The organism is Streptomyces sp. NPDC005898 (genome assembly GCF_040629635.1).
In the GTDB taxonomy this organism is placed as follows: domain Bacteria; phylum Actinomycetota; class Actinomycetes; order Streptomycetales; family Streptomycetaceae; genus Streptomyces.
This window is the reverse complement of the sequence record NZ_JBEXWC010000035.1, coordinates 1-26,993: the sequence shown is the minus strand read 5'-3', so window position 1 is coordinate 26,993 and position 26,993 is coordinate 1. Positions and strand designations below refer to the sequence as shown.

Genomic DNA, 26,993 nt, shown 5'->3' with positions numbered 1-26,993 from the left:
GGCCGGGCACAGGATGTCGGGTCCCGCGAGGGGCGGCCTTCCTAACGTGAAGGACGCGAGGGAAGGAGATACCGGAGTGCTGGAGCGGCTCAACGAAGCCCTGGAACACATCGAGGCCCGTCTCGACGGGCCGATCGAGGTCGCCGAGCTGGCGCGGATCGCGGTGACGTCGGAGTACCACCTGCGGCGGCTGTTCTCCGCGCTGGCGGGCATGCCGCTCTCCGAGTACGTCCGGCGCAGGCGGCTGACCGTCGCGGGCGCCGAGGTGCTCGCCGGGGAGCGGACGCTCCTGGAGGTCGCGGTGCGCTTCGGCTACGGCTCCGGTGAGGCGTTCGCGCGGGCGTTCAAGGCCGTGCACGGCGTGGGGCCCGGTGAGGCCCGGCGGGCCGGCGCGGCCCTGCACTCGCAGCCCCGGATCTCCTTCCGGCTCGTCGTCGAGGGGAGCAGCGGCATGCGGTACCGGGTCGTGGAGAAGGAGCGGTTCCACGTCGTGGGCAAGAAGGTCCGGGTCCCACTCGTCCACGAGGGGATGAACCCGGCCATCGCCGACTTCATCCGGGGCATCGACAAGGAGACGACGCGGCGGATCGCCGCCCTGTCCGATCAGGCACCGAGGGGCGTCGTGGGGGTGAGCGACGACCTCGACCCGAGCCGGGCGGAGGGGACCGAACTCGACTACTACCACGGTGTGATGAACGGTTCGGCCGCTCCGGACGACCTGGACTCGCTCACCGTCCCGGCCGGGACGTGGGCGGTCTTCGAGAGTTCCGGCGCGTTCCCCGAGTCCCTGCAGTTCCTGTGGCGGGACGTGTTCACCCAGTGGTTCCCGTCCAATCCGTATCGCGGCAGGCCCGGGCCGGAGATCCTGCGCACCCGGCTCTCGCGGGACGCGGCCGAGGCGGACGCGGAGCTGTGGATCCCGGTGGAGCGCACGGCCACCTGAGCGCCGCGCGGGCCCGGACCCGTCAACTGCGGTATCGCGCAAGCGTTTTCCCCGCCGGGGGCCGGGTCCGCGGCTAGGCTGGTCGGGTCACCTTTTCGCGGCCGCGCCGAGGCCGTGGGAGGGGAGCGGCGCGGGAGGGTGTGTGGATGGGGGCACGGTAGGCCTGCGGGTCGCCTCGGCGGTGATCGCGCCGCTGCTCAAGCGGTTGCTGCTGCCCGCGGCGAAGGCGCCGGGCGCGCAGTTCGACGGCCGGCCGATCCCGGTCCGGCGCCTGATCGCCTTCTCCCGCGAGCACCGCACCCTCAGCGAGGACGATCTGCACCGGATCGCCCGCGAGCTGGTGCGCCGCGCGGTGCGGGCCGCCGGGCCCTACGACCCGCCGGTCGGCGCCGACGAGAAGGACGCCGTGGGGCTGGCGCTGACCCGGACCCTGCACGCGCTCGGCGACCTGGAGATGGACGACGTCCAGGCGTTCGCACTGGGCCCCGAGAAGCTGGCCGCCGAGCTGTCGCGGCGGGCGGGGCCGGAGACCCGCCGGCTGCTGAGCGACGACGCCGCCCGCTTCCACGACCGGCTCCTGGAGACGGCCTGCGTCCATGTGGTGCGGTTCTTCAGCGAACAGCCCGGGTTCGCGGCGCGCACGCAGGTCGAGCAGAGCCGTGCGATCCGCGAGCAGGGCGAGCGCCTGGAGCGGATCCTGGAGCGCCTGCCCGACGTCTCCGCGCGGGACGCCCGGTTCGAGGAGCACTACGCGCGCTACGTCGTCCAGAGCCACGGCAGGCTCACCATCCACGGCGTCGACCTGCGGGAGCCCTCGGATCACGAGTGGCCCCTGGACACGGCGTACCTGAGTCTGGAGGCCAGCCCCCACCGCGGGTCCCCGGAGGCGGGCCCGGTGGCGGACGGCGAGACTTCGGAGCGGGCGGCGGCGCCGGTCGAGACCACCCTCGCCACCCATGACCGGGTGCTGCTGCGCGGGGTCGCGGGCACGGGCAAGACGACGCTCGTGCAGTGGCTCGCCCTGACCACCGCCCGCCAGGACCGGGTGCCGGGCTCCCTCTCCCAGCTCCTGGGGCGCGTCCCCTTCGTACTGCCGCTGCGCGCGCTGGCCCGCAAGGGCGCCGAACTGCCGATGCCGCAGGACTTCCTGCGCTGGATCGACTGCCCGCTGCTCGGCACCGAACCCGAGGGCTGGGCCACCCGCGTGCTGCAGAACGGGCGGGCGGTGATGCTGATCGACGGTGCGGACGAGATCCCCAAGGGGGAGCGCGGCCGCGTCAAGGCGTGGCTGAAGAAGCTCCTCGCCGTCTTCCCCGGGAACCTGTGGCTGCTCACCTCGCGGCCCTCCGCCCTGGAACAGGGCTGGTTGCGGCACGAGGGATTCAACGAGTTCGCGCTCAGCGGGATGCGGCCCGCCGACATGCGGCGGTTCATCGAGCGCTGGCACGCGGCGGCCGGGGCACCCGCGCGCCTCGGGGAGTCCCTCACGCTCGCGCTGCGCAGCAGGCCGGAGCTGAGCCGGCTGGCGACCAACCCGCTGATGTGCGGGCTGATCTGCGCCCTGCACCGCGAGCGCCGCGGCTTCCTGCCGCGCGGCCGCGCCTCCCTCTACGAGGCCGCGCTGGCGATGCTGCTGGAGCGGCGCGACGTGGAGCGCGAGGTCTACGGCGGCGCCCGCGGCACACCGCAGCTGGACCAGAAGTCGGCCACCGAGCCGTTGCGCCGCCTCGCGTACTGGCTGATCCGCAACGAACGGACCGAGCTGGACCGGGCGGACGCCGTCGAGGTCGTACGCCGTCTGATGCCGTCGGTGGAGCGCCTCGCGGAGATCGGCGAGGCGGAGGACGTCCTCCAGCTGCTGCTGGAGCGCTCGGGGCTGCTGCGCGAACCCGTCCAGGGCGCCGTCGACTTCATCCACCGCACCTTCCAGGACTTCCTGGGCGCCCAGGCGGTGCTCGAGGAGCGGGACATGGGCATGCTGGTGAACAACGCCCACCTGGAGCACTGGGAGGACGTGGTGCAGATGGTCGTCGCCCAGGCCCGTCACCACGAGCGCGGCGAGCTGCTCACCCGGCTGCGGGAGCGGGGCGAGCGCGAGCGGGACCCGGCCGTCCAGGCCCGGCTGCGGCTGCTCGCGCTCGCGTCCCTGGAGCAGGCCACCAGCGTGGCGCCCGCGGTGCGCGAGGCCATCGAGGCCCAGGCGGCGCGCATGGTGCCGCCCCGCAGCCTGCGCGAGGCCAGGTCCCTGGCGCAGACGGGCCCGCTGCTGCTCGGCCTGCTGCCGGACGCCGCCGACCTCGGGGGCGACGAGGAGCTGGCCACCGTCCACGCGATCTGCCAGATCGGCGGGGACGCGGCGATCCCGCGCCTGCGGCGGTTCCTGCACACCGGGCAGAGCGCGGTGCGCGCCCAACTGCTGCACCACTGGGACCGGTTCGACCCTGAGGTGTACGCCGAGGAGATCGTCCGGCCGCTCCTGGAGATCGCGCCGGACGAGATCGTCACCGTGCGCTCGCGCGCCGAGCTGGACATGCTGCGCACGATGTCCGGCTACCGGCGCGTCAGCCTGCGGGGCGACTTCACCCCCGACGACGTCCGCTCCGCGTTCGACGCGCGCCACCTGCGCGAGCTCCAGCTGCGCGACCTGCTCTCCCTCGACCGTCTCGACGTCCTGGCCGGCTACCCCGCGCTGGAGTCGCTCGGGCTGCGCGGCTGCCGCAACGTCCAGGACCCGGCGCCGCTCACCCGGCTGCCGGAGCTGCGCCGGCTCACGCTGCGGGACCTGCCCCGCTTCGAGCCGCTGCACGAACTGGCGGGCTGCGCACGGCTCGACACCCTGCTCATCGGCGCGGACGTGCCCTGGCGGGGGCTGGCCGACCTGCCGTGCCCCGAGCGGCTGCGAGTGCTCTCGCTGCCGCCGACGGCCACCCGCCTCGCGGACATCGCGTCCTGCGCGAACCTCGTGGAGCTGCGTCTGCACGAGGCCAGCGAGCGGCTGACGCCCGACTCCTGGGGCGCCCTGCTCGGTGACGTGCCGGGGCTGCGTACGCTCACGCTGACCTCGGCGCAGCTGAGCATGCTGCTGTTCGCGCCCCGGACCCAGCTGCCCCAGATCACCCGGCTGAACGTGCACGCCGGCGCGGGCAGCGCGGTGCCGCTGCGCCGGATCGCGCTGCGGCTGCCCGGACTTGAGGAGGTCCACCTCACGGAAGCCGCCGACGTCGACCTCTCGTCGCTGGCCACGCTGCACCGGCTGCGCAGGGTCCGGCTCACCTATCCGGGTGGGGTGCGCGGCATGGAGGCGCTCCCCCGCGAGGTCGAGCTCTCCATCTATCCACAGCCGTGATCAACGGACTGGCACCGGCTGTGCGCTCAGGGTAAGTTCCTTGCCCCCGGCCGGGGTCGAGGACAGGACGGCACTGCGAAGGCGGGATCCAGTCGGATGGGCAGAGCGGAAGACGTGCCGCTGTACGGCAGGGACCCGCTGCTGCGCGCGCTCGTCCCGCGGCTGACCGGGCTCAAGTACGACGAGCGCTCGCGCACGGCGCGGGAGTTCCAGCACGACCTGCCGGTGGTGCTGGTGACGGGGCGTCACGGCATGGGGCGCAGCGCGGTGCTGCGGGCGCTCGCGGCCCATTACCGGGGCAGGCTTCCCCTCGCCCATGTCCGGATCGCGCCGGGCGGCGCCGGGGGCCACCCGGCGGCCGGCGCCGGCGCCGAGGGGCAGTACGCGGCCGACCTGGTCGGTGTCCTCGTCGAGCTGGCACGCCAGCTCGGCCCTTCGTACCGGCGCCCCTTCCCCGTCCTGCTGCCGGGGCTGTTCGCCGTCTCCGGGTGGGAGCCGGGTGACGACGCCGAGCGGGACGCGGTCTGCCTGCGGCTCGCCCGGCTGCTGATCGCCTGCCGGCTTGCCGACGAGCCCGAGCAGGAGCTGCGCCGGTCCTGGGCCACCACGGTCGAGGCCCGTGCCCCGCGCCCGCCCGGCGCACCCGGGGCGGCGGACATCTCCCGGGCCCTGCACGGCGAGTTCGCGCACCGGCACCGGCCCGGCCCGGAGCGGGACTGGTACCGCGGCCGCTTCCCGCAACTCCCTGCGGAGAGCGATCCCTTGGAGCTGCTCGGCGAGTGGCACCACCAGGGCGGGGACTACCGGCGGGCGGTGGAGCGCACGCTGGTGGCGGCGTTCCGGCACGACGTCGCCGGTTCCTACGGGCGTCTCCAGCGCTGGAACCGCGAGCCCTGGCCCCTGGTCCTCCTCGACGACGTGCATCTGCCCGCCGGGCGGCGCTTCTTGGACCTGCTGCTCGAACACCGGGCGGTGGCCGAGTCCCCGGAGCGCGAGGAGCTGGTCGTGGTCGCCACCCGGCTCGGCGAGCCGCCGGGCAGCGACCCCGGCCCGGTGCGGCGCGAACTGCCCGATCTGCTGCGGACGTCCGGCTGGGAGCGGCGCGGCACCTCGCCGTCGGCGGGCCTGCTCACGGTCCCGCTCACCCCGCTCAGCCGCGACGACGTGCTGCCGCTCCTGGAGGCCGGTTCGGCCGGCGCACCGCTCCACCCCTATCTCGCCTCGGCCCTGCACACCCTGACCGGCGGCCATCCGGCGGCCACCACCATGCTGTGCGCCGCGGTACGGGCGGCGACCCGCGCGGGCCGCGCCGTGGTCCCGCGCGACCTCCTCGAACTCTCCGCCGGCGACGGCCGCCCCATCGGCGAGGCGCTCTTGGAGCGGCTGCTCCCCAACCGCCGCCAGCGGGACCGCCTCACCCTCCTGTCCCTGGCCAGGGACAGCACGGCCGCCGAGGCGCTGGCGGCCCGGCTGCGCCTGGAGGGGCCCGAGCAGTTCCCCGCCAACGCCGTGACCGACTACCTCGAACAGCAGCACTGGCAGCGCCTCACCCCGCCCGAGAGCCCGCTGGTGAGCGACCCCCTGTTGCAGAAGCTCCTGGTGCACGAGGCCCGCCGGCTCTCGCCGGGGCCCGACGACAGCCGGGGCTGGCAGGAGATCCACCGCTTCCTGCAGAACCATCACGCCCAGCGGGGTGACGAGGGCGAGGCCGACGCCCTGCGGCACATGCTCGCCGCGGGGGGCGTGGAGACGGTGGTGGCGTCCTTGGCCGAGGTGTTCCAGTCGGAGCAGGACGAGCGGGGGGCGGGCCACTGGCTGCGCTGCCTGCAGTACGCGGCCACCGCCCCGACGCCGCCCGAGCGGGACTGGGAGGACGACCGGCTGCGCATCGCGCTCGGGGCGCGCGACGGCCGCTTCGTCCACCTGGACGACACCGAGCGCTGCGTCAACCGGCTGCTGCACGCCTTGTGGTACCTGTCCGAGCCGCACACGGAACCGGACCCCGACACGTGCACGGCCGTCGAGCAGGAGCTGGCCTATCTCTCGTTGCGCCACCCTTCCTGGCGGATCGCGCTCGGCCAGGCGGCGCGCAGATGGCCGGCCGCGGCACGCGACAAACGCCCCCTTCCCATACCAGGACAGTGAGGAAGCATGCTGTTCCGTCGCCATCCCCGCGAGTGGGGACCGATCGAGTGGGCCGCCGTCCTGGCGCTGGCCCTGGGCGCCGGGGTCGTCGCCGCCCTGCTCACCCTCGGCGCGCGCGGGCCCGGCAGGTGCGGGGACGAGCTGCGGGAGCTGGGCGGCGACTGCGTCGGGGTCACCGAGCACGCCTTCGACGCCGATCCGCGGGTCGGGAGCCTCGTAGCGGCGGTGGCCGAGGAGAACGCCAGGGTGCGGCGGGACGCCGAGGACCCGGAGGGCAACGCCGCGCGGATCCCCTATGTGCGGATCGCGCTCATGATGCCGTTCACCTCGGACGAGTCGAGCGCGATGACCACGGACATGATCCGCCGCGCGCTGGCCGGCGCGCTCACCGCGCAGCAGGAGGCCAACAGCGGCAGCGGACCTCACTACCAGCTGCTGCTCGCGCCCGACGGCCGCAACCTCGACCACTGGCGTCCCGTCGTGCGGCGGCTGGCGGAGCTGGCCGGGGACAAGCAAGCCCCGCTCGTCGGCGTGACCGGGATTCCGAGCAGCACGCCCGAGACGCGGCGGACGATCGCCGCGCTCAGCGAGCACGGCATCCCCACCGTCGGGCCGGTCATCACCGCCGCCGACATGAACGCCGGCCACTTCTTCAAGACCTCGCCCAACAACGACCAGTTCGCCCGCGCCCTGAAGCAGTACCTCGCCGGGCGTCCGGAGCGGGAGAAGGGGTTCCTGGTCTGGGACAACCGCAGCGAGGACGTCTACTCGCGCAATCTGCGCCGGGTCTTCGAGAAGCACTTCGGCGCCAAGTACGACTTCAAGGGCCACAACTCCAACTTCACCGGGTCGTCCGGCACCGACAAGGGCATTCCCCAGCGGTTCACCGACGCCGTGCAGAAGATCTGCACGGCGCGCTCCGACACCGTCTTCTTCGCCGGGCGCGACCAGGACCTGCCGGCGTTCATCAAGCGCCTCGCGCAGGAGGGCGACTGCAGCCGCGGGTCGCGGCTGCGGCTGCTGAAGGTGGGCATCGGGCTCGAACCGACGCTCACCACGCCGGAGACCACCCGCTGGCTGGAGGAGGCGCGGGCCACGATCATCGACGCGTCGTCCGTCGACCCCGCCTGGTGGCAGGGCAAGCACGACCCGCCCCGGGCGCTCGGCCGTTTCCGGGACCGCTTCGACAGGCTGGAGCGCACGCACGAGCTGGGGGCCAGGCCGCTGAACGACGGGTACGCGGTGATGTACCACGACGCGTTCACGCTGCTGGCCGACGCCGTGGACCGCACGTACAGCGACATCAACGACAGCGCGGGCAAGCCCGGGAAGAAGGGGCCCGAGCTGATCCCCACGAAGAACGACGTCTACAACACGCTCATCAATCCGACGATCTCCGCGAACGGGTGCAGCAACTGCCTGCGCGGCGCGGCCGGTTCGTACGGGTTCGAGGGCCCCGGGGTCAACGACCAGTGGGCGGTCTGCAAGCCCGTGCCGATCGTGGAGTATCCGGCCGGCCGGGAGGCGGGCGAGCGTCCGCCGCTGTACCGGACGTTCCGGGGCGGCGAGAAGGGCGCCTGCCCGGCCTGACCCCGGGCGGGCCGGACCGGGCGGCGAAGCGGTCAGTGCAGGGTGATGTAGCCCGGCGCGGGCAGGCGCGGGGCCGTGGCGGGCTCGTAGAGGTCGGCCAGGGCCATGAAGAGGAGCGCCACGGCGAGGGCGCCCGGGTCCGGGACACCGAGGGCGTGCTCGCCCACGTAGCTGGCGCGCCCGCGCCGGGGCCGCAGGGAGGCGGTCGCGAGGGCCCCGCGGATGGCCGCCTGGGCCGCCTCGGTCAGCGGGGCCTCGGCGGCGGCGTCCCGCGCGGCGGCGGTCAGCGACCGCGCGGCGGGCGCGAGCGCGTCGACCAGGGTGCAGTCGCCGGGGCTCGCGCCGCCGACGCGGTGGATGGCGGCGAAGCCCTCCTCGGCGGCCCGCGCCAGGGCGGCGACGGACGGCGCGCCGCCGTCGGCCGGGGTGGCGGTCGACAGGTGCTGGAAGAGGAGGCCGAACAGGGGGCCGCTGGTGCCGCCGACGTCGTCGAGGAAGGCGTGGGCGAGGGCCGCCGTGCCGTTCAGGCCGCGCTCGTCGGCCAGCTTCACCGCACGCCGTACGCCGCCCGCGAGGTTGTCGCCGAAGTCGCCGTCGCCGACGAGCTGGTCCAGCTTGGTGAGGTTGTCGCGGACCTGGGTGACGCTCTCGGCGTAGCGGTCGAGGAGGGCGCGGTCCGCCCCCGTGACCGGGGCCGCCGTGGGCTGCTCCGGGGCGCCGGCGGTCTCCCGCGGTGCCTCGGTGCGGCCTTCGGGGGTGAGAGCGGGGCGGGGCAGGACGAGGGGGGTGCGGGTCGGCGCGGTCCACAGCTCGGCCCAGCCCTGTTCGAGCCGCGTGAGGGTGAGGGAGAAGCCCGCCATGTCCAGGGCTGCGGTGAACGTGCCGGGTACGAGGAGGGCCGGGCGGATGCCACGGGCCGTCAGCTCCTCGTGCAGCAGGGCGCTGATGGCGTGCAGCTCCAGCTCGGTGGTGGCGCCGAGGCCGTTGACGAGGGCGAGCACCTCGGCGGGGCCCTCGGGCAGCGCTTCGAGCAGGTCGTCGGTCATGCGCCGGACGAGGTCGCCGGTCGCGGGGCGGGCGATGGTGCGGGTGCCGCGCTCGCCGTGGATGCCGACGCCGTAGTCCAGGGTGTCCGCCTCCAGGGTGAAGGCCGGGGCGACGGTGGTGGGCGAGGTCTGGGCGCGGGCGGCGACGGCGACGCTGCGGGAGGCGGCCACGATCCGCCGGCCGAGGTCGGCCAGCTCCTCCAGTCCGGCGCCCCGGTCGGCCGCCGCGCCGAGGAGCTTCTCCACGACCACCGTGGCGGCGGTGCCCCTGCGGCCGGTGGCGCTGTCCGCGCTGTCGGTGGCCAGGTCGTCGTCGACCAGGACCGTGGCGACCTGGACGCCGTCGTGCCGCAGGCGCTCCGCCGCGATCTGGAAGTTGATCACGTCGCCGGTGTAGTTCTTGACGACGAGCAGGACGCCGCCGCTCTTCGCCGCCGCCGCGCTCGCCTCGTAGATCTGCCGGTTGTGCGGGGAGGCGAAGATCTCGCCCGGGCAGACCGCGTCCAGTCCCCCGCGCCCCAGGAGCCCGGTGTGCAGGGGTTCATGGCCGGAGCCGCCGCCGGAGACCAGGGCGACCGTGCGGTCGGGGTGCGGGTCCAGGGCGCGCAGGTACAGGGGCGCGCTGTTCACCTCGATCATCCCGGGGTGGGCGAGGGCCAGACCGCGGGCGGCGGTCAGCACGGGGTGGTTCTCCGGCAGGAAGTAGCTCATCGGTGAGTTCTCCGTACGTGTGCGGGGCCTGCGGCGGATGTGCGGTGACGCAGGGGGTGCGGCGGCTCGGGCGCGGGCTCACCATGGCCCTCCGCGTGGCGCGAAGAACGGCACGCGCCGCTACCGGCACTCCCGCGTTCCGGTCCTGTCGCTCGGTGTGCGACGCTGTCAGCCTGCCCCGGCCCGGGCGGCGGATCGCACGGGTCACGCGGCGCTCACCTGCCGGCCACCCCATCTTTGCGAGGTCTTTACCTTGCCCGACGCGCGACGTGCGGACCTGGGGCGGATGCTGCGTGCCTGGCGGATGGCCCGCGACCCCGCTCTGCTGCCGGGTCCCGTGCCGTTCCGGGGCCACCGCCGCTACCTCACGCAGCTCGACATGGCGCTGCTGCTCGGCGTGTCCGAGCGCTGGTACCGCGCGCTGGAGAGGGGCGAGGACCGCGGCTACGCGCCGGAGATGATCACCGGGGTGGTCCGCGTCCTCGGCCTGTCCCCCGCGCAGGCGGACGCCCTCCACCTCGGCACGGGCCTTCGGCCGCCGCACCGCCCGCCACCCGACGCGCGCGTGGACGAGGCGCTGCTCGACCTGCTGCACCAGCAGCGCCGCGTGAGCTGGATCTGCGACCAGGCGTGGGACGTGGTCGCGGCCAACGCCGTGGCCGCGCGCCACTGCCCCTGGCTGGTCCACCCCGGCGCGAACGTCATGACCTGGGCCTTCTCACCGCAGGCCCGCTATCAGCTGCGGGACTGGGAGACCCGGTGGGCCGGCGCGCTGCTCGCCCGGTTGCGGCTGGCCTGGCAGCGGTGGCCGGACAACGAGCGGCTGGACGAGGTGGTGCGCACCGTGCGGCGCGAACCGGGTGTCGCCGAGCTGTGGGACACCGCCGCCGAGGTCCCGGACCCGGCCGCCACCCCGGTTCGTCCGATGTTCTTCCCCCTGGTCGCGCCCGACCCGCTCGACGTACGCGTCATGACGTTCGGCCGCTTCGACGACGCCTCGCTGCGCTGGCTCGTCCTGACGCCCGCGGACCCGACCGTCACCTTCGTCTGACGCCGTTCAGTCGGCCGTCGGGCGGTACACCGTGAGCGCCTCGGGGAGCTTGTCGACGAGCAGCGCGCACGGGGCGTCCGTCACCTCGCCGTCGTACGCCATCTGCGTGCCCTCGGGCAGCCCGGAGATGACGAGCCGCTGGGGGCGCGCGGCGGCGTAGACGCGGGTGCGGGTGAGCTGGCCCGCGAGCGCGGCGGCCAGCAGCCGGCTGCGCGCGAAGCGGCCGCCGTGCGCGATGCGGACGTCCAGCAGGCCGTCCGCCAGGTCGTGCCTGCGCACCGGGGCGATGCCCACGCTGCGGTAGGCGCCGTTGCCCGCGAAGAGCAGCCAGATGGAGCGGCGGCGGCCGTTCACCACGGCGCGCAGCGGGCGTCCGGTGCGCAGGATCTGGGCGACACCGAGCAGGGTGGCGGCCGGGCCGCCGATCTTCGGCGACCAGTGTTCGCGGCTGCGGACGAGATCGGGGTAGCTGCCGAGGCTGAAGGTGTTGAGGAAGTAGGTGGGCTCGGTGTGGGTCCTGCCCGCCGGCCCTATCCCGGCCAGCGGCTTGACGCGGCCGACGTCGGCCCGTACCGCGCTGCCCTCGCGGACGGCCGCGCAGGCGTCCGCGACGGTGTCGACCCCGAGGTCGGCAGCGAAGTGGTTGAACGTGCCGCCGGGCAGCACCATCAGCGGCACCTTGAACCGCAGGGCGGGTGTCACGGCGGCGTTGACCGTGCCGTCTCCCCCGCACACACCGAGGACGCCGCCGCGCCGGGCGGCCTCCCGCGCCGCCTCCTCCAGGACCTTGGGCAGGGCGCCGGCCTCCTCCTCGTAGAGCACCACCTCGGCGCGCGGCAGGGCGGTCCGCAGCTGTCGGACGGGGTCGGCCAGTTGGGGCTGGGCGCCGGAGGAGGGGTTGACCACCACGACCAGGCCCTCCCCGTCGGGCAGGGCGGGCGCGTCGACGCGGGGCCGGGCGGGCGGCGGGAGTTGCGCCCGGGTGGGGACCATCCCGCGCACCGCGTAGGCGGCGCCCACGCCGAGGGCCGCGCCGACCAGCACGTCCCGGGGGCCGTGCGCGTCGCCCCGGACGTGGGAGTACGCGACCGTGGCCGCCAGCGGGGCCAGGGCGGCGCCCCAGCCCGGCGACTCCAGGGCGGCGCCCGTCGCGAACGCGGCCGCCGCGGCGGCGTGGGCCGACGGATAGGGGCCGGTGAGCGGCTTGCGGGGCAGCCGTCGCAACAGGGGTGCCGCGCCCTGGGCGGGGCGCGACTGCCCCACCGTGTGCTTGCCCAGGGCGTTGACGGTCACCGAGGCGAGCGCGAGCGAGGTGACTCCGCGCACCGCCGCGCGCCGCCCCCGGGCTCCGCCGAGGGCCCACATCCCGGCGGCGATTCCGCCGAACAGCAGGGGGTGGTCGGCGCCGATCAGCCGCCGGGCGCGGTGCCTCAAGAGATCTTTCATGCCCCCCGTATACCCCGGTTGGCGTCAGAGAGGCCACCATCGGCGAGCCAGGCGGTCAGCAGATCGTTGACCTCGGCGGGGCGCTCCTGTTGGGCCCAGTGGCCGCAGCCCTCCAGGATGTGCGAGCCGCGCAGGCCCGGCAGCGTGGCGGGGAAGGCGTCGATCGCGTCGGCCAGCCACGTGGTGGAGGCGTCCAGGGCGCCGCCGATGAACAGGCTCGGCTGGGTCAGGGGCGCGCCGGCGAAACGCCCGAGCTCTTCCCAGTCCCGGTCCATGTTCCGGTAGCGGTTGAGCGCGCCGGTCAGTCCCGTCCGCTCGAACTCCCCGGCGTAGACGTCGAGATCCGCCTCGCCGAGCCAGCCGGGCAGGGGGCCCGTCGGGAAGCGGTCCCGCAGCGGCCGGCCCGGGGCGGCGAAGTGCGGGTCCGGCTCGTGCGGTCCGGGCATGGTGCCGGCGGAGAAGGCCGCGTAGAAGCCCGCGAGCCAGCCGCGGACGTCGGGCTCGATCTCGGCCTCGGCGCGCCCCGGTTCCTGGAAGAGGGAGACGTAAAACTCCTCGTCGCCGCCCAGCTGTGCGAACACCTCGCTGGGGCGCGGGCCGCCGGGCGGCGTGTAGGGCACGCTCAGCAGAGCCGCCGCGCGGAACACGTCCGCCCTGACGAGGGCGGAGTGCGCGGCGATGTTCGCGCCCCAGTCGTGGCCCACGATCACCGCGGTCTCCTCGCCGAGGGCGCGCACCACCGCGACGTTGTCCTCGACGAGTTCGAGCATCCGGTACGCGGCCACGTCGTCCGGCCTGCTGGAGCGGCCGTAGCCGCGGACGTCCACGGCGACCGCCCGGTAGCCGGCGGCGGCCAGGGCCGGCAGCTGGTGCCGCCAGGAGTACCAGGACTCGGGGAAGCCGTGCACCAGCAGGACGAGTGGTCCCGAGCCTTGCTCGACCAGGTGGATGCGGCCCGCGGGCGAGGGGACGACGCGGTGCGTGCGGTCCGCGGGGGGTGTGCGCCGGGCCATGGAGCCTCCTGATGTCCTCGGTGTCCTGGAAGCCGTCGGCTCCGCGCACGATCATGCGGCGCGCGGGCGGACACCCGCGAGGTCTGTTGCCGTTCCGGCAAACAGCGGCAGCCGGACCGGCGCCGCGCGTGCCACGTGACGATCGGGTCCGGGGAGCCGCCGTCGACGCGGACCGCGCCGTCAGTGCCCCGACCTCAGCGCCTCGACCAGGACCCGCACGTGCCCGTGCGGCAGGTCCTTCGTCGCCGTGAGCAGGGTCAGGCGGCCGGTGCGGGCGAGGCCGCGCAGGCGGGCGAGTTCCGCCGCCCGTTCGTCGTCGGCCAGCTCCTGGCGGTAGCGCTCGGCGAACTCCTCGAAGCGCGCGGGGTCGTGTCCGTACCAGCGGCGCAGTTCGGTGGAGGGGGCGAGGTCCTTGTCCCAGGCCGTCAGGGCGGCGCGCTCCTTGGAGATGCCCCGGGGCCACAGCCGGTCGACGAGGACGCGGGCGCCGTCGTCCGGCTCCTCGGGGTCGTGGACGCGCTTGACCCGTACGTCGAGAGAACGCCTTGTCGTCATGTCGGCATTGTCCGTCCGCCGGGCGGGCGCCGCCCGCGTGACCCGTTCGGGCGAGCAGCACGGGCCCCGGCCCCCGGCCCCTGTTGCAGTGAGGCCATGACGGGACGCATCGGCAGGATCGACCGGCGGTGGTTCGAGCGGGTGGCGGCGGCGCGGCTGCCCGGGGCGGAGCAGGTGCTGCCGCAGCTGAGCGCGGCGGCGAACCACGGGCGGTTGTGGTGCGCCTCGGCCGCGGTCCTGGCCGCCGCCGGCGGGCCGGCCGCCCGGCGGGCCGCGCGCCGGGGCGTGGGCGCGCTGGCGCTCGCCTCGCTGACCACGAACGCGGTCGCGAAGTACGCGGTGCGCCGCAGCCGTCCGGTGCACGACGCCGTGCCCCTGGTGCGCCGGCTGGCGAAGGCGCCGTGGACGTCGTCGTTCCCGTCCGGGCACGCGGCGTCGGCGGCGGCGTTCGCCACGGGGGTGGCCCTGGAGTCGCCCCCCTACGGGGCCGTGGTCGCGCCGGTCGCCGCGGCCGTGGCCTTCTCCCGGGTGTACGTGGGGGTCCACTACCCCGGTGACGTGCTGGCGGGCATCGTGCTCGGCGCGGCCGCGGCGGCGGTCACCTGCTACTGGTGGCCGCCTCGCCCGGCGCCCGCGCGGATCGGGCGGACCCGGGCGGCGGCGCCCGCGCTGCCCGACGGCGAGGGTCTGGTGGTCGTCCTGAACTCCGGCGCCGGCAAGGGCGTGCCGGGCCGGCCGCCCGCCGGGCAGTACGTCGAACTGCTGCTGCCGAAGGCGGAGGTCCTCGCGTGCGGGCCGGACGACGACCTGGGCAAGCTCCTGGACAAGGCGGTCGCGCGGGCCGCCGAGTCGGGCGGGGCGCTCGGGGTGTGCGGCGGGGACGGCACGGTCAACGCCGCCGCCCGCCGGGCCGTCGCGGCCGGGGTGCCGCTCGCGGTCTTCCCCGGCGGCACCCTCAACCACTTCGCGCTGGACGCGGGCACGGCGACCTTCGAGGACACCGCGCACGCCGTGCGGCGCGGCGAGGCCGTCAGGGTGGACCTGGCGCGGGTCAGGGACGGTGCGGGGGCGGACGTCACGGGTTTCGTGAACACGTTCAGCATCGGGCTCTATCCGGAACTGGTGCGCAGACGTGAGCGGTTGGAGGGGCGCATCGGCAAGTGGCCCGCGGCGGCCGTGTCGTTGCTGGGCGTCCTGCGGGACGCGGCGCCGCTGCGCGTCCGGCTCGACGGCCACGACCGTGTCCTGTGGCTGCTGTTCGCGGGCAACGGCCGCTATCTGCCGGAGGGCCTGGCCCCCACGCACCGGCCCGAGCTGGACGAGGGGCTCCTCGATGTCCGCACGGTCGACGCGGAGGTGCCGCTGGCCCGGACCCGGCTCGCCCTGTCGGCGCTGGCCGGCGCGCTGCGGCGCTCCCACGTCTACCGCGCCGAACGCGTCGAGCGGCTGCGGATCAGCGGTCTGGAGGGCGTGCCGGACCTCGCGTACGACGGTGAGCGGGGGCCGGCGCCGGACGCGCTGCTCCTGGACAAGCGGCGGGGCGCCCTGACGGTGTACAGCCCGGCCGCGCCGGAGGACGAGATCACCCAGCTGGCCCGCACGGCGTCACTCGCGGCGGCGAGACGCCGCTCCGCCTGACCCCGCCCCGCTGCCTCCCGCGCCGCCGGGTCAACGCTCCCGGGACTCGCCCACCCCCGGGTGAAGCGGCGCGCGCCGCGGAGCCCCTACGGGTAGGACGGGCGGGGTCAGCCGTCCTCCGCCCGTCTGGAGCAGCGAGCCCTTGAGCACCCGTGCCGTCCTTGTCGCAGCCCTCGTCACCGGACTGGTCCTCGGCATCGCGGGGACCAGAGCGGAGGGCTCCGCGCGGCCTCCCGCGAGCGGTTCGCACGCTGTGGCGGGCCGTTAGGCTGCGGCATTGCCGCGTGGTCCCCTCCGTCCTGACCGCGCGGTCGCCGAGCCGCCGTCGACGGAAGCGAGTGGGCCTTGAACTTCCTCACCATCGGTCATCGCGGGGTCATGGGTGTCGAGCCCGAGAACACCCTCCGTTCCTTCATCGCCGCGCAAGCCGCGGGCCTCGATCTCATCGAACTCGATCTGCACCTGAGCAAGGACGGCGCCCTCGTCGTCATGCACGACGCCGACGTGGCCCGGACGACCGACGGCAAGGGACCCATCGCCGAGAAGACCCTCGCCGAGCTGCGGGAGCTGGACGCCGGCCGCGGCGAGCGCGTGCCCGTCTTCGAGGAGGTCCTGGACGCCGTGCGGGCGCCGCTGCAGGCCGAGATCAAGGACGTGGCGGCCGCGCGGGCCCTGGCCGAGGTCATGCACCGCCGTGACCTGGTCGCGCGCGTGGAGGTGATCTCCTTCCACGACAAGGCGCTCGCGGAGATCGCGCGCCTGGTGCCCGGGGTGCGCACCGCGCTCGTCGCGAGCCGTTACGGCACCGACGTCGTGGAGCGGGCCACCGCCGTCGGCGCCACCACGCTGGTCCTCAACATCCGGCGGCTGACGCTGGAGGTCGTGGAGCACGCCAGGAAGGCCGGCCTGCGGATCATCGGCTGGGTCGTGAACACGCAGGACGACCTGCGGCTGGTGCGCGCGCTGCAACTGGACGGCGCGACCACCGACTACCCGGAGATCAAGCGGACGGGCCGCTTCACGGCCTGAGGGCGCGCGCGGCCCCGGCCCTCAGAGCGCGAGGTCCTTGACGAGGAGCTCGAAGCGGAGGTCGGCGCGCTGCGGGATGCCGAAGCGCTCGTCGCCGTACGGGAAGGGGGTCGTCTCTCCCGTACGGCGGTAGCCGCGCCGCTCGTACCAGGCGATGAGGTCCTCGCGTACGGAGATCACGGTCATGTGCATCTCGCGGGCGCCCCACTCCTCGCGCGCCACCCGCTCCGCCTCGGCGATGATCACCTTGCCGAGGCCCCCGCCCTGCTGGGCCGGGCTCACCGCGAACATCCCGAAGTAGGCGTGCTCGCCGCGGTGTTCGAGCTGGCAGCAGGCGACGAGCGCGCCGTCGCGCTCGACGGCCAGCAGGCGGCTCCCGGGCGACTCGATGACCTCGGCGACGCCCTGCGGGTCGGTGCGCTGCCCCTGGAGGATGTCCGCCTCGGTGGTCCACCCGGCCCGGCTCGCGTCCCCCCGGTACGCCGACTCGATGAGCGCGACGAGCGCGTCCACGTCGGCCGGGCCCGCGTCGCGGAAGGTGACGTCGCCGGTGAGGGGGCGCGGGGCGGTGTCCATCGACAGGTTTCTCCGATCTGGGCGCGGCTTGCTGCTCCGCCGAGCCTAACGCGGCGCTAGGGTGCGGCCGCATGGTGCATGTACTGAGCAGCAGGACCCTTGTCCACCCCACCGATCCGGAGCGCTCCCGGGCGTTCTACGGCCAGACGCTGGGCCTCGCCGTCTATCGCGAGTTCGGCACCGGCCCCGAGCGCGGCACCGTCTACTTCCTCGGCGGCGGCTTCCTGGAACTCTCGGGCCGCTCCGACACCCCTCCCCCGCCCTCGCTCCAGCTGTGGCTCCAGGTCCCGGACGTGCACGCGGCGCACGCGGAGCTGGCCGGCCGGGGCGTCGACGTGGTCCGGCCGCCGGTCAAGGAGCCCTGGGGCCTGGTCGAGATGTGGATCGAGGATCCGGACGGCCTGCGGATCGTCCTCGTCGAGGTCCCCGAGGACCACCCCATCCGCTTCCGGCCGGGGATCTGACGGGACGCGCCCCGCGCGCACCCCCGGGCCGATGTGAAGCACGTCACACGATTCATCCATCCGGGATGCAGGGGTACAAGGCCACAGGTACGGTCCCGAGAAGATCCAGCAAGACGATCTCCCACAGTGTTGGAGTGACATCACATGGCAGCTCCCCGGATCCTCATCGTCGGCGGCGGGTTCGCCGGCATGGAGTGCGCGCACAAGCTGGAGAGGAAACTCGCGCCACACGAGGCGGAGCTGCGGCTGATCAGTCCGATGGACCACCAGCTCTACCTGCCCCTGCTCCCGCACGTCGCCGCCGGAGTGCTCACCCCGCAGTCGGTCGCGGTGCCCCTGCGCCGGATGCTGCGCCGCACGGCGATCGTGCCGGGCGGCGCCATCGGCGTGGACACCAAGGCCAAGGCCGTGATCGTACGGAAGATCAACGGCGAGGAGGTCGTGGAGCGCTACGACTACCTGGTCCTGACGCCGGGCAGTGTGACCCGGCAGTTCGACATCCCCGGCGTCGACAAGTACGCGGTGGGCGTCAAGACGCTCGCCGAGGCCGCCTGGATCCGCGATCACGTCATCTCCCAGCTGGACCTGGCGGCGGCCAGCTCGCACCGCGAGGAGCGGGAGCAGCGACTCCAGTTCGTCGTGGTCGGCGGCGGCTACGCGGGCGTGGAGACGGCCGCCTACCTCCAGCGTCTGACGTGCGCGGCCGTCAAGCGCTACCGGGGTCTTGACGTGTCCCAGATCAAGTGGCACGTGGTCGACGTGGCCCCGAAACTGATGCCGGAGCTGGGCGACCGGCTCGGCGAGAAGGCGATGGAGATCATGCAGCGCCGGGGCGTGAACGTCTCGCTCGGGGTGTCCGTGGCCAAGGCGACCGAGGACACCGTCACCCTCACCGACGACCGCGTCCTGCCGTGCCGCACGCTGATCTGGACCGCGGGCGTCGCGCCCAGCCCGCTCATCGCGACGCTCGGCGCCGACACCAACCGGGGCCGCCTGGTCGTCCGGCCGGATCTGACGGTGCCGGGCCTCGACGGTGTCTTCGCGCTCGGCGACGCGGCGGCGGTGCCGGACGTCGTCAAGGGCGGCGACGCCATCTGCCCGCCGACCGCCCAGCACGCCATGCGCCAGGGCTGGGCCGCGGCGAGGAACGTCCTCGCGGCTCTGCGGGGCCTGCCGCTCGCCGACTACCGGCACAAGGACATGGGCCTGGTCGTGGACCTCGGCGGCATCCAGGCGGTGTCCAAGCCGCTGGGCGTGCAGCTGACCGGGCTGCCCGCCCAGGTGGTGGCGCGCGGTTACCACCTGGGCGCCCTGCGCACGGTGACCGCCCGGTTCCGCACGGCCGCCAACTGGGGGCTCAACGCGGTCGCGGGCGACGACTATGTGCGCACCGGCTTCCAGGCGCAGCGCCCGGCCACCCTCAAGGACTTCGAGATGACGGACGCGTACCTCTCCAAGGAGGAGATCGGCGAGCGGGTGGCGGCAGCCGGGCTGTGAGGCGCGCCGCCGGCCTCAGGGCGCGGGCGCCGCGGCGCTCCGCCCGGGGCCGGGGGCGAGGGCGGTGACCGCCGTCGCCACCACCAGGTTGGCGGCCAGGGCGATGACGCCGCCGTTGATCCCGTGCAAGGGGTCGTGGTCCGTGCCCCACAGGCCGAGCATCACCGTGAGGCCCGCGCACAGCCCCGCGACGGCGGCCCGCGCCGTGAGCCGCCGCCAGAACAGGGCGAGCAGCACGACCGGCACCAGTTGGGCGAGGCCCTCGTACGACAGGACGGACAGCTCCACCAGGGTGTCGGGGTGGAACAGGCTGCCCGCGAGCGCCAGCAGGCCCGCCAGGACGCACACCGCCTGGGAGAGCCGCTTGGCCCGTAGGTCGCGTGCCTCGGCCCCGCCGTCGGCGGCGCGGCGTGCGCGCGGGTCGGATCCGTTGCCGCCGCCGAGGACGGTACGGCCCCACAGGGTGCCGATCGACAGCATGAACACGCTCATCGGCACGAGGGCCGACAGCGCGCCAGCGACCCCGATGGCGGCCACGAGCGGCGCGGGCAGCGAGTCCGTGACGAGAGCGAACAGCGCGAGGTCCGGGTTGCCGAGGGCCGGCATCGCGAAGAGCGCGGTGACGCCGACGACCATCGGCACGAACAGCAGCAGTTGGTACCAGGGCAGCAACAGGGCGTTGCGGCGCAGGGCGTTGGGGCTCTTGGCGCCGAGGTAGCCGGCGACCGTCGTGGGGAAGACGGTGATGGTCACGGCGTTGAGGGCGACGGTGCTCAGGAACCACACCGCGTCGCGGCCGCCCGAGGCGTGCCCGGGGAAGGTCAGCCACTCCGCCTTCTCGGTCACCATGCGCTCCATGAGGTCGCCGAGACCGCCGACGTAGTGCACGGGGATGTACACGGCGAGGAAGACCACGGCGAGGATCACCAGGACGTCCTTGACCGCGCTCACCCAGGCCGACCCCCGCAGCCCCGACACGAGGACGAACACCTCGGCGACGACGAAGGAGACGACGGCGGCCACCTTCAGGTCCACGCCGCCGTACGTCATGGCGTGCACGACGACGCCCATGCCCTGGATCTGCACCTGGATGTAGGGGACGAGGAAGACGGTCGCGACGACCGCCACCAGGATGCCCACCGGGCGTGACCTGAAGCGGAATTCGGCGATGTCGGCGATCGAGATGAGGCCGTGCCGCGAGGCGTACGTCCACAGGGCGGGGCCCACGACATAGGCGACGGCGAAGCCGACGGTCAGATACGCGACGAGGTAGAGGATCGGCGCGCCGAAGGAGTACGACCAGCCGGCCGTCCCGAGGAACGAGAAGCTGGTGTACGTCTCGCCCGCCATCAGCAGCCAGATGAACAGCACGCCGAGCCCGCGGCTGGACACGGACCACTCGGCGAGCCCCTTGGACCGGCCGCGCGCGCTGAGCACGCCGATGCCGATGGTGGCGGCCATGGCCAGGGCGAAGACCGTGGTCGCGATCGTGGCGGACCCGCTCATCGGCCGCCTCCCCGGGGCTCTTCGGGGCCGGCCCCGGCCAGGTCGGCCAGGTCCTCCAGGTCGTCGGCGGGGAGCGGCTCGACCGCGTTCAGCCGGTACGCCGGGTCGAGGCGGGCCACCAGCCAGATGACGAGCGGGCTGACGAGGGTCGCGGCGATGACCCAGGCGAGCAGGAAGGGGACGCCGAGGACGCGCGGCTCCACGCGGTTGGCCACCAGCGGCGCGGCGCCGTAGAGCACGGCGGGCACGAGCAGCAGCCACAGCGAGGGCCGCGCGACGCCCCGCAGGGAGGGCAGTCCGTCCAGCGGGTCGGTGGGCGGCGGCGCGGGATGGTCCGGGCGGGACATCGTGCTCCTTCACGGCCGTACGCGAGGCGGCCGTACTGGGTGTCGTACACGGGCTGTGCGGGGGTGGCGCACGCGGGGTGCGCGGAGGGTGTCGTACGCGAGAGGGGTGTCGTACGCGAGGGGGTGTCGCCCTCAGCCTCTGCGCACCCCGAGCCGGCCCTCCAGCTGGGCCAGCAACTCCCCCAGGAGGCCGCTCAGCCGGTCCTGTTCCTCCCCGCCGAGCACGGACAGCACCACCGTCTCGTACGCGAGTTGCTCGGGCAGGAGCGCGTCGACCAGGTCGCGTCCCGCGTCGGTGAGCCGCACGTGCGCCACCCGCCGGTCCCGGGCGTCGGCCCGGCGGTCGACCAGCCGCCGTTCCTGGAGCTGCTTGAGCCGCTTGGTGACCGCGGCGCCCGAGGAGAAGGTCTCGCGGGCCAGTTCCCCGGGCGTCAGCTCGTGCCCGGTGCGGCGCAGCGCGCCGAGCAGGTCGAACTCGGCGCGGGTCAGGCCCGCCCGGCGCAACGGGGCGTCCTCGGCCTGCTGGAGGAGGGCCGCGCAGCGGTTGATGCGGCCGATCACCTCCATCGGCCCGGTGTCGATGTCGGGGCGCACCGTCCGCCACTGCCGCACCACCGCGGCCACGGTGTCCCCGCCGGGGCCCCGCACCGGACCGTTCTCTGCTCTCATGCCCGTGTCTTCGCTCTCATGCTCGTACGCCCTCCCAGGCGTCAGCGGTTCCTTCGCGGAGCCGCGTCCCCTGGCCGTGCCCACCGCTCTGCCGGCGGACCGTCGCCGCGAGCGTACGGTGTCCGGCGCGTTCGGCGGCGACCACCCGCTGTTCGGGCAGGGCGCGCGGCCACCACTCCCCGGCGGCCGCGTCGGCGGCGGTGCGCAGCTCGACGAGGGCGGCGGTGAGCCGGCGCCGCGCGGACGCGACCCCGCCCGTCCCCGCGAGGGCGGCCTCGGCCCGTTCCCGGGCCCGGTCGACGGCCGCCACGGCCTGCTCGATCCGGTCGGCGGCGCGCCGGTTGGTGACGAGGGCGGCCGCCGCGACGCCGAGCGCGGCTCCGACGAGGGTGTCCACCACGCGGTCGAGAATGAGTTCGCCGGGCGGCTGGAAGCGCCCGAACTCGGTGACGAGCAGCGCCATCGGTGTCACGCACACGGTGCCGAGCCAGTAGTTCCGGCTGATCAGGGCCTCCGCGCCGAAGGCGAGGGCTAGAGTGCTCACGACGAGTTCCGCGTGGCCGAGGTGGGCGAAGGGCGCGATGGCGGCGAAGGCGAGCACGCCCACGAGGTTGCCGACCACGCGCTGCACGCCCCGGTTCCAGGTGAGCGTCACATTGGCCTGGTAGAGGGAGGCGGCGGTGACCAGGGCCCAGTAGGGGCGGCCGACACCGAGAGCGAGCGAGGCGTAGCCGGCGAGGGCGCAGCCGAGGGCGGTGCGCAGCGCGACGGGCAGCAGCGGGGAGCCCGGCGCGAGGCGGCGCCACAGCGACGGCCCGCCCGCGGCGAGTTCGGCGGCGACGCCCAGCAGTTCGTCGCGTTCGCCGGGGCGTACGTCGTGGGGGCGCGGGACGGCGCCCGTGCCGCGCAGTCCGGCGGCCCAGGCGCGCAGCGCGGCGGGGTCGGCCGCGCCGGGATCGGCGAGGGTCTCCTCGGCGCGGACCAGGAGGCGGGCCAGTGCGTGGCGCGCCCCGGTGGTGGGGGCGCCGGTGGCCGTCAGCGTCTGCCAGGCGCCGTGCACCGCGCCGGCCGCGGCGGTGCGGGCCCGCTCGGCCGCCGGTCCGGCCGCCTCGGCGTACGCGGTGTCGGCGTACGCGGCGACGGCGCGCAGGGCGCGGGCGGTGGCCCGGCGTTCGGGGCCGTGCGGGCGCACCAGGGCCGGTGCCATGCCGACCAGCCAGGCCAGGGTTCCTCCGGCGAGGGTGAGCGCGAGGTGCCCGGGGACCTGGTCGAGGCGCTGCGGCGCGAAGAGGGTCGCCGAGCTGATGAAGGTCAGGATCAGGTGGCCGGGCGGCCCGACGCGGGTCGCGTCGCACAGCGTCTTCTGGGCGGCGGCGAGGAGCGCGCCGACGGCCACCAGCACGGCCGCCGAGCCGGTCAGGGAGGCGGTGACCAGCGCGAGGGCCACCCCGGCGGTCATCCCGGCGACGACCCCGGCCAGGGCGCGGGCCCGGGCGGCGTAGGGCAGGTGATGGGCGTACAGGGCGCAGAAGGAACCGGCCATCGTGTACATCACGAGGTCGAGCCGCCCGAGGGCCAGCAGCGTCAGGTTCGGTGCCGCGGTGGCCACGACGACGCTGCACGCGGGCTTGAACCAGATGTCGGAGGGCTTGCCCGGACGCAGCACACCGGCGAGCGGGAGCCGGCGGGGACGGGGGCGGGGGGACGGATGCCGGGACGGCGGCGTACTGCTCATACCTAAAACATTAGCAAGTGTTTTACCCGTGAAAGACACATTCCGGGCCCCGCTCCCGGGACCGTGCCGCACTCCCCCGTGCTCCCCCCGCACCCCCGTGCGCCGGGGTACGGCGCGCCGGGCCTGGGCATCGCTCCGAACGACACGTCTTCAGGGGGAGGTGTGCGGTGCACGGACCGACGCAGGCCGCCTGGCTGCTCGTCGCGCTGTGCGCGGCGACCGGGACCTACTGTCTGCTGCGGATGCGCAGCCGGATCGAGGCGCAGCGCCGCACGGCGGGCGGCGAGGCGCTCATGGGGTTCGGCATGGCGGTGATGGCCGTGCCGGCGGCCGTCGTCGCGCTGCCGCGCTGGGCCTGGCTGGGCTACACCGCAGTGTTCGGGGCGGCCGCGCTGCACGCGCTCTGGGCGGCGCGGGCCAACCGCCACCACGTCCACCACCTCATCGGCGCGTTCGCCATGGTCTACATGTCGGTGGCGATGGTCGTGACGCCCGGCGCGCACGCGGGCCACTCGGGCGCGGGCCTCCCGCCGGTGACCGGCGCCCTCCTGCTCTACTTCGCCGGGTACGTCCTGTGGTCCGGCGCGCGGCTCGCCCCCACGGGGCCGGTCGCGGCGGGCGAGGGCGGCGGCCCGGCGGTCCTCGGCTGGGCGGACCGGCCCGAGCTGGCGCTGGCGTGCAGGCTGTCGATGGGGATCGGCATGCTGGCGATGCTGCTGACCCTCTGACCGGGACGGCGCCCACGCCTCGGCCGCTCCCGGGCGCCGTCTCCCACGGCCGGCTCAGTGACCGGCGCGTCGGGGCCCGACGTAAACCGCCGACGTAAGCGCCCGTCGTCAGTGGCCCATCAGCGCGGGCAGCGCCGTCAGGCTGCCGATCTGCCAGTCCGCCGCGTCGGCGACCGACGGGTCGTCCGCCCACAGGTGCCCCCACGGCCCGCGCCGGATGTGCGCGGTGCGCAGCCCCGCCTGTTTCGCGGGGAAGACGTCGTGGGCGGGGTGGTCGCCGACGTAGAGCGTCTCGCGGGGTCCGGCCTGCGCCACTTCGAGCACCCGCGTGAAGAAGGCCGGGTCCGGCTTGGCCACGCCCCAGTCCCCCGAGGTGACGACGAGGTCGACGGGCAGGTCGAGGTCGCGCAGCAGCTCCGCGGCGCGCGCGGTGCCGTTGCCGGCGATGATGACGCGTACGCCGAGTTTGTGCAGGCTGCCGAGGGCCGGGCGCACATCGGGGTAGAGGTCGCCCTCCCCGAGGTGCTCGCCCCGGCCCGCCGCCTCGCGCGCCTGGTGGGCGGAGGCGATGTCCATGTCGGGGCTGACGAGCCGCAGGGCGTCCTGGCCGTCCCCGCCCTGCGCGACGACGGCGCCGACGAGCGCGGAGACGGTGTGCCGCGGAACCTGCAGCCAGTCCGCCCAGGCCGCCCACTGGCGGTCGTCCTTGGTGAGGGTCTCCCCCACGTCGAACACGATGGTCTCGATCATCGTCCGACACTACGGCGTCGGCGCGCCCGCGCGGCCCTCGCCACTCGGCGTCGGCGCGGACGGACCCGATCGGCGCCCCTTTTCGTACGCGGCTTTCGCACCCGGCTCCCGTGCGCTCTCGCGCGCGCCCCCGCACGCGTCCTCCGTGTGCGACGGCCACATCGGCCGTGGCGTCCGTCACTTGAGGCGGCAGCCCATACCCCTGGGTAGCCCCGCCTCATAGGCTGGGCGCCATGATGGTCCCCGTCGCACTGTTGCTGCTGGGCGCCCTGACCGCCGTCGTCGCCCCGCGCATGCTCGCCCGGACCGACTGGCCGGAGCGCGAGCCGGTGGTCGCCCTGTGGGTCTGGCAGTGCGTGGTGGCGGCGGTGCTGCTGTGCTGCGCGCTCTCGATGACGCTCAGCGCGGCCGCCGCGTGGCAGGCCGTGCGCGGCCATGTCTTCGCTCCCGCCCCGCACGCCGTCGTCGAGGCGTACGCGCTCCAGGCGCCGGGCCCCTGGGCGGCGGCCACCGCCGTGGCGCTGGCGTGCGGCGGGGTGTGGACCGCGGCCATGCTGACCCGGGAGATCACTCTCGCCCGCTCCCGCCGGGCCGCACGACGGGCCGAACTCCTCCTGCGCGCCCCGCTGTTGCCCGGGGAGGAGCCCGGCGCCGACCGCCTCGTCGTCCTGGAGGGCGAGCGCCCCGACGCCTGGTGGCTGCCCGGCCAGGCCCCCCAACTGGTCCTCACAACCGCCGCGTTGCGTCGCCTGAAAGGCCGTCAGCTCGATGCCGTGCTCGCCCACGAGCAGGGGCACGCGCGGGCCCGGCACGACTGGCTGCTGCACTGCTCGGGCGCGCTGGCCGCCGGTTTCCCGCAGGTACGGGTGTTCGCGGCGTTCCGCGACGAGATGCACCGCCTGGTGGAGCTGGCCGCCGACGACGTGGCCTCGCGCCGCTTCGGACGGCTGACGATCGCGCTCGCGCTGGTCGAGCTGAACGAGGACCGCGGCGTGTTCGGGCCCTGCCCGACGCCGCAGGCGCACGTCCCGCAGCGCGTCCACCGGCTGCTCGCCGCCCGCCCGCGCCTGACCCCCGCCCGCAGGCTCCGGCTGACGGCGACCGCCGCGCTCGTGCCGGTGATCCCCGTCCTCGTCACCTTCGTGCCCGGCCTGCGCGCCCTCGGCTGACGGCCGCCCCGCGCGCCGGAGGGGTTTCCACTCCGCCTCGGCGGCGAGGATCACCCCATGCACCCCCCGCCCATGGATTCCGCCACCCGACCCGCCACCCACCGGGCGGCACTCGCCGCCGCGCTGTTCGGCCTGCCCGCCCTCCTGCTGCTGCTCCTGGTGAAGCTGGAGTGGGGCCCGCTGGTCTCGCTCGACGGCGACATCGCGCGCACCACGCACCGCTGGGCCGTGGCCGACCCGGCCCTCACGCGCACCAGCCGGATCCTCAGCGACTGGGTGTGGGACCCATGGATGATGCGGGCGCTGTGCGCGGTGGTGGCGGTCCGGCTCGTGGTGCGCGGCGCGCGGTGGCTCGCGCTGTGGCTGATGGGGACCTGCCTGGTGGCCTCCGTGGTGCAGCAGTCGCTCAAGGCGGCGGTGGGCCGCTCCCGCCCGGTGTGGCCGGATCCGGTGGACCACGCGCACTACGCGGCGTTCCCCTCGGGCCACGCGATGACGGCGGCGGTCGTCTGCGGTCTGCTCCTGTGGTTGCTGCGGCTGCACGGGGCGGGGCCGGCGCCGTGGCGCGCCGGCCTGGCCCTGGCCGTGGTGTCCGTGGTCGGCGTGGGGGTGACCCGGGTCTGGCTCGGCGTCCACTGGGCGACGGACGTGCTGGGCGGCTGGCTGCTGGGCGGCCTGACGGTGGCGCTCGCCGTCGCGACGTACACGCGCGGTCCGGGCAAGCATGGCCGAGGCCCCACTTGACCGTCCCTCGGCCGCTCCCGGAGGATCCAGCGCATGGCGATCAAGGGCGTGCTCTTCGACTTCTCCGGGACCCTGTTCCGCATCGAGCCGGCCGAGGACTGGCTGCGCGCCACGGCCGACGCGCTGGGCGTGCCGCTGACCGACAGCGAGGCCGCGCGGGCGGCGGCGGCCCTGGAGCGGGCGGGCGCGCTGCCCGGCGGGGCGCTGCCGGTCGAGGTGGCCGGGCCCCACGGCCGCGGGTGGGGGCACCCCGCCCGCGGCGGGGGGGGGAGTGCGGGGGGGTGGGGAAGTGGGT

At 75.0% G+C, this 26,993-nt stretch carries 22 protein-coding genes and 1 pseudogene; 13 read left to right on the top strand and 10 right to left on the bottom strand.

The features are described 5' to 3' along the window. Nucleotides 1-76 precede the first annotated feature (76 nt). From ABZ385_RS30790 to ABZ385_RS30775, 4 genes are all read left to right on the top strand, one after another. Entirely contained in the window at nucleotides 77-943 is an 867-nt protein-coding gene (locus tag ABZ385_RS30790) for an AraC family transcriptional regulator (protein ID WP_358579363.1), read from the top strand. A 142-nt stretch (nucleotides 944-1,085) separates the two neighbouring features. Further along, on the top strand, nucleotides 1,086-4,289 hold the full coding sequence (locus ABZ385_RS30785; RefSeq protein ID WP_358913955.1) for an NACHT domain-containing protein: 3,204 nt from the start codon (nucleotides 1,086-1,088) through the stop codon (nucleotides 4,287-4,289). Between the two features lie 96 nt (nucleotides 4,290-4,385). Further along, nucleotides 4,386-6,434 carry an ATP-binding protein gene (locus tag ABZ385_RS30780; protein ID WP_358913954.1) on the top strand — a complete coding sequence of 683 codons (2,049 nt, stop codon included), beginning with the start codon at nucleotides 4,386-4,388 and terminating at the stop codon, nucleotides 6,432-6,434. A gap of 6 nt (nucleotides 6,435-6,440) precedes the next feature. Then, nucleotides 6,441-8,024, top strand: coding sequence for an ABC transporter substrate-binding protein (locus ABZ385_RS30775; protein ID WP_358913953.1), 1,584 nt, complete (start codon nucleotides 6,441-6,443; stop codon nucleotides 8,022-8,024). Nucleotides 8,025-8,056: 32 nt separating this feature from the next. Here the strand turns inward: ABZ385_RS30775 and ABZ385_RS30770 are convergent, their stop codons facing one another. Further along, nucleotides 8,057-9,781 (bottom strand): dihydroxyacetone kinase family protein, encoded by a 1,725-nt coding sequence (locus ABZ385_RS30770; protein ID WP_358913952.1) that lies wholly within the window; start codon nucleotides 9,779-9,781, stop codon nucleotides 8,057-8,059. Nucleotides 9,782-10,034: 253 nt separating this feature from the next. Here ABZ385_RS30770 and ABZ385_RS30765 point away from each other — a divergent pair, with 253 nt between their 5' ends. Next, nucleotides 10,035-10,832: a helix-turn-helix domain-containing protein gene (locus tag ABZ385_RS30765; protein ID WP_358579374.1), complete on the top strand. Its 798-nt coding sequence runs from the start codon at nucleotides 10,035-10,037 to the stop codon at nucleotides 10,830-10,832. A 6-nt stretch (nucleotides 10,833-10,838) separates the two neighbouring features. On the opposite strand, the gene ABZ385_RS30760 is transcribed toward ABZ385_RS30765, so the two are convergent. The 3 genes from ABZ385_RS30760 to ABZ385_RS30750 form a co-directional block, all read right to left on the bottom strand. Then, a complete protein-coding gene (locus ABZ385_RS30760; protein WP_358913951.1) occupies nucleotides 10,839-12,278 on the bottom strand; it encodes a diacylglycerol kinase family protein in 1,440 nt (479 codons plus the stop codon). After that, the gene (locus ABZ385_RS30755; protein ID WP_358913950.1) at nucleotides 12,275-13,291 is read right to left on the bottom strand and encodes an alpha/beta hydrolase; all 1,017 of its coding nucleotides are present in this window, start codon (nucleotides 13,289-13,291) and stop codon (nucleotides 12,275-12,277) included. The genes ABZ385_RS30760 and ABZ385_RS30755 overlap by 4 nt, the downstream gene beginning before the upstream one ends. A gap of 180 nt (nucleotides 13,292-13,471) precedes the next feature. After that, a complete protein-coding gene (locus tag ABZ385_RS30750; protein ID WP_358590732.1) occupies nucleotides 13,472-13,846 on the bottom strand; it encodes a DUF488 family protein in 375 nt (124 codons plus the stop codon). A gap of 96 nt (nucleotides 13,847-13,942) precedes the next feature. Between ABZ385_RS30750 and ABZ385_RS30745 the strand changes: the two genes are divergently transcribed. Both ABZ385_RS30745 and ABZ385_RS30740 read left to right on the top strand, forming a co-directional pair. After that, the gene (locus ABZ385_RS30745; RefSeq protein ID WP_358913949.1) at nucleotides 13,943-15,484 is read left to right on the top strand and encodes a phosphatase PAP2 family protein; all 1,542 of its coding nucleotides are present in this window, start codon (nucleotides 13,943-13,945) and stop codon (nucleotides 15,482-15,484) included. Between the two features lie 345 nt (nucleotides 15,485-15,829). Then, nucleotides 15,830-16,513 (top strand): glycerophosphodiester phosphodiesterase family protein, encoded by a 684-nt coding sequence (locus tag ABZ385_RS30740; RefSeq protein WP_358588980.1) that lies wholly within the window; start codon nucleotides 15,830-15,832, stop codon nucleotides 16,511-16,513. 21 nt (nucleotides 16,514-16,534) lie between these two features. Here the strand turns inward: ABZ385_RS30740 and ABZ385_RS30735 are convergent, their stop codons facing one another. Then, nucleotides 16,535-17,089, bottom strand: coding sequence for a GNAT family N-acetyltransferase (locus tag ABZ385_RS30735; protein WP_358588977.1), 555 nt, complete (start codon nucleotides 17,087-17,089; stop codon nucleotides 16,535-16,537). A 71-nt stretch (nucleotides 17,090-17,160) separates the two neighbouring features. On the opposite strand from ABZ385_RS30735, the gene ABZ385_RS30730 reads away from it, so the two are divergent. After that, the gene (locus ABZ385_RS30730; RefSeq protein ID WP_358588974.1) at nucleotides 17,161-17,553 is read left to right on the top strand and encodes a VOC family protein; all 393 of its coding nucleotides are present in this window, start codon (nucleotides 17,161-17,163) and stop codon (nucleotides 17,551-17,553) included. A gap of 144 nt (nucleotides 17,554-17,697) precedes the next feature. Next, the gene (locus ABZ385_RS30725; RefSeq protein WP_358588971.1) at nucleotides 17,698-19,050 is read left to right on the top strand and encodes an FAD-dependent oxidoreductase; all 1,353 of its coding nucleotides are present in this window, start codon (nucleotides 17,698-17,700) and stop codon (nucleotides 19,048-19,050) included. A gap of 15 nt (nucleotides 19,051-19,065) precedes the next feature. On the opposite strand, the gene ABZ385_RS30720 is transcribed toward ABZ385_RS30725, so the two are convergent. The 4 genes from ABZ385_RS30720 to ABZ385_RS30705 all read right to left on the bottom strand — a co-directional run bounded on the left by ABZ385_RS30720 (nucleotide 19,066) and on the right by ABZ385_RS30705 (nucleotide 23,307). Further along, a complete protein-coding gene (locus ABZ385_RS30720; RefSeq protein WP_358913948.1) occupies nucleotides 19,066-20,556 on the bottom strand; it encodes a sodium:solute symporter family protein in 1,491 nt (496 codons plus the stop codon). Beyond that, on the bottom strand, nucleotides 20,553-20,903 hold the full coding sequence (locus ABZ385_RS30715) for a DUF3311 domain-containing protein (protein ID WP_358588967.1): 351 nt from the start codon (nucleotides 20,901-20,903) through the stop codon (nucleotides 20,553-20,555). The genes ABZ385_RS30720 and ABZ385_RS30715 overlap by 4 nt, the downstream gene beginning before the upstream one ends. A gap of 132 nt (nucleotides 20,904-21,035) precedes the next feature. Further along, complete coding sequence (locus ABZ385_RS30710; RefSeq protein ID WP_358588965.1) at nucleotides 21,036-21,572, bottom strand: MarR family winged helix-turn-helix transcriptional regulator; 537 nt, start codon at nucleotides 21,570-21,572, stop codon at nucleotides 21,036-21,038. A 16-nt stretch (nucleotides 21,573-21,588) separates the two neighbouring features. Then, complete coding sequence (locus ABZ385_RS30705) at nucleotides 21,589-23,307, bottom strand: FUSC family protein (protein WP_358588963.1); 1,719 nt, start codon at nucleotides 23,305-23,307, stop codon at nucleotides 21,589-21,591. A 167-nt stretch (nucleotides 23,308-23,474) separates the two neighbouring features. On the opposite strand from ABZ385_RS30705, the gene ABZ385_RS30700 reads away from it, so the two are divergent. After that, on the top strand, nucleotides 23,475-24,035 hold the full coding sequence (locus tag ABZ385_RS30700; protein WP_358588961.1) for a DUF5134 domain-containing protein: 561 nt from the start codon (nucleotides 23,475-23,477) through the stop codon (nucleotides 24,033-24,035). A gap of 108 nt (nucleotides 24,036-24,143) precedes the next feature. Here ABZ385_RS30700 and ABZ385_RS30695 read toward each other — a convergent pair whose 3' ends face one another. Further along, on the bottom strand, nucleotides 24,144-24,785 hold the full coding sequence (locus ABZ385_RS30695) for an HAD family hydrolase (RefSeq protein ID WP_358913947.1): 642 nt from the start codon (nucleotides 24,783-24,785) through the stop codon (nucleotides 24,144-24,146). Nucleotides 24,786-25,018: 233 nt separating this feature from the next. On the opposite strand from ABZ385_RS30695, the gene ABZ385_RS30690 reads away from it, so the two are divergent. The 3 genes and pseudogenes from ABZ385_RS30690 to ABZ385_RS30680 all read left to right on the top strand — a co-directional run. After that, nucleotides 25,019-25,954: a M56 family metallopeptidase gene (locus ABZ385_RS30690; protein ID WP_358913946.1), complete on the top strand. Its 936-nt coding sequence runs from the start codon at nucleotides 25,019-25,021 to the stop codon at nucleotides 25,952-25,954. Between the two features lie 72 nt (nucleotides 25,955-26,026). Then, nucleotides 26,027-26,698 carry a phosphatase PAP2 family protein gene (locus ABZ385_RS30685; protein ID WP_358588954.1) on the top strand — a complete coding sequence of 224 codons (672 nt, stop codon included), beginning with the start codon at nucleotides 26,027-26,029 and terminating at the stop codon, nucleotides 26,696-26,698. A 33-nt stretch (nucleotides 26,699-26,731) separates the two neighbouring features. Continuing rightward, nucleotides 26,732-26,993 (top strand): annotated as a pseudogene (locus ABZ385_RS30680) (hydrolase); the annotation flags it as partial.

What these genes read in the sequence shown, in the direction of transcription:
- ABZ385_RS30720 (WP_358913948.1), bottom strand. Translation starts at nt 20,556, where the DNA reads ATGAGCGGGTCCGCCACGATCGCGACCACGGTCTTCGCCCTGGCCATG.
- ABZ385_RS30780 (WP_358913954.1), top strand. Translation starts at nt 4,386, where the DNA reads ATGGGCAGAGCGGAAGACGTGCCGCTGTACGGCAGGGACCCGCTGCTG.
- ABZ385_RS30760 (WP_358913951.1), bottom strand. Translation starts at nt 12,278, where the DNA reads ATGAAAGATCTCTTGAGGCACCGCGCCCGGCGGCTGATCGGCGCCGAC.
- ABZ385_RS30750 (WP_358590732.1), bottom strand. Translation starts at nt 13,846, where the DNA reads ATGACGACAAGGCGTTCTCTCGACGTACGGGTCAAGCGCGTCCACGAC.
- ABZ385_RS30705 (WP_358588963.1), bottom strand. Translation starts at nt 23,307, where the DNA reads ATGAGCAGTACGCCGCCGTCCCGGCATCCGTCCCCCCGCCCCCGTCCC.
- ABZ385_RS30685 (WP_358588954.1), top strand. Translation starts at nt 26,027, where the DNA reads ATGGATTCCGCCACCCGACCCGCCACCCACCGGGCGGCACTCGCCGCC.
- ABZ385_RS30755 (WP_358913950.1), bottom strand. Translation starts at nt 13,291, where the DNA reads ATGGCCCGGCGCACACCCCCCGCGGACCGCACGCACCGCGTCGTCCCC.
- ABZ385_RS30690 (WP_358913946.1), top strand. Translation starts at nt 25,019, where the DNA reads ATGATGGTCCCCGTCGCACTGTTGCTGCTGGGCGCCCTGACCGCCGTC.
- ABZ385_RS30745 (WP_358913949.1), top strand. Translation starts at nt 13,943, where the DNA reads ATGACGGGACGCATCGGCAGGATCGACCGGCGGTGGTTCGAGCGGGTG.
- ABZ385_RS30695 (WP_358913947.1), bottom strand. Translation starts at nt 24,785, where the DNA reads ATGATCGAGACCATCGTGTTCGACGTGGGGGAGACCCTCACCAAGGAC.
- ABZ385_RS30770 (WP_358913952.1), bottom strand. Translation starts at nt 9,781, where the DNA reads ATGAGCTACTTCCTGCCGGAGAACCACCCCGTGCTGACCGCCGCCCGC.
- ABZ385_RS30735 (WP_358588977.1), bottom strand. Translation starts at nt 17,089, where the DNA reads ATGGACACCGCCCCGCGCCCCCTCACCGGCGACGTCACCTTCCGCGAC.
- ABZ385_RS30775 (WP_358913953.1), top strand. Translation starts at nt 6,441, where the DNA reads ATGCTGTTCCGTCGCCATCCCCGCGAGTGGGGACCGATCGAGTGGGCC.
- ABZ385_RS30715 (WP_358588967.1), bottom strand. Translation starts at nt 20,903, where the DNA reads ATGTCCCGCCCGGACCATCCCGCGCCGCCGCCCACCGACCCGCTGGAC.
- ABZ385_RS30730 (WP_358588974.1), top strand. Translation starts at nt 17,161, where the DNA reads ATGGTGCATGTACTGAGCAGCAGGACCCTTGTCCACCCCACCGATCCG.
- ABZ385_RS30710 (WP_358588965.1), bottom strand. Translation starts at nt 21,572, where the DNA reads ATGAGAGCAGAGAACGGTCCGGTGCGGGGCCCCGGCGGGGACACCGTG.
- ABZ385_RS30725 (WP_358588971.1), top strand. Translation starts at nt 17,698, where the DNA reads ATGGCAGCTCCCCGGATCCTCATCGTCGGCGGCGGGTTCGCCGGCATG.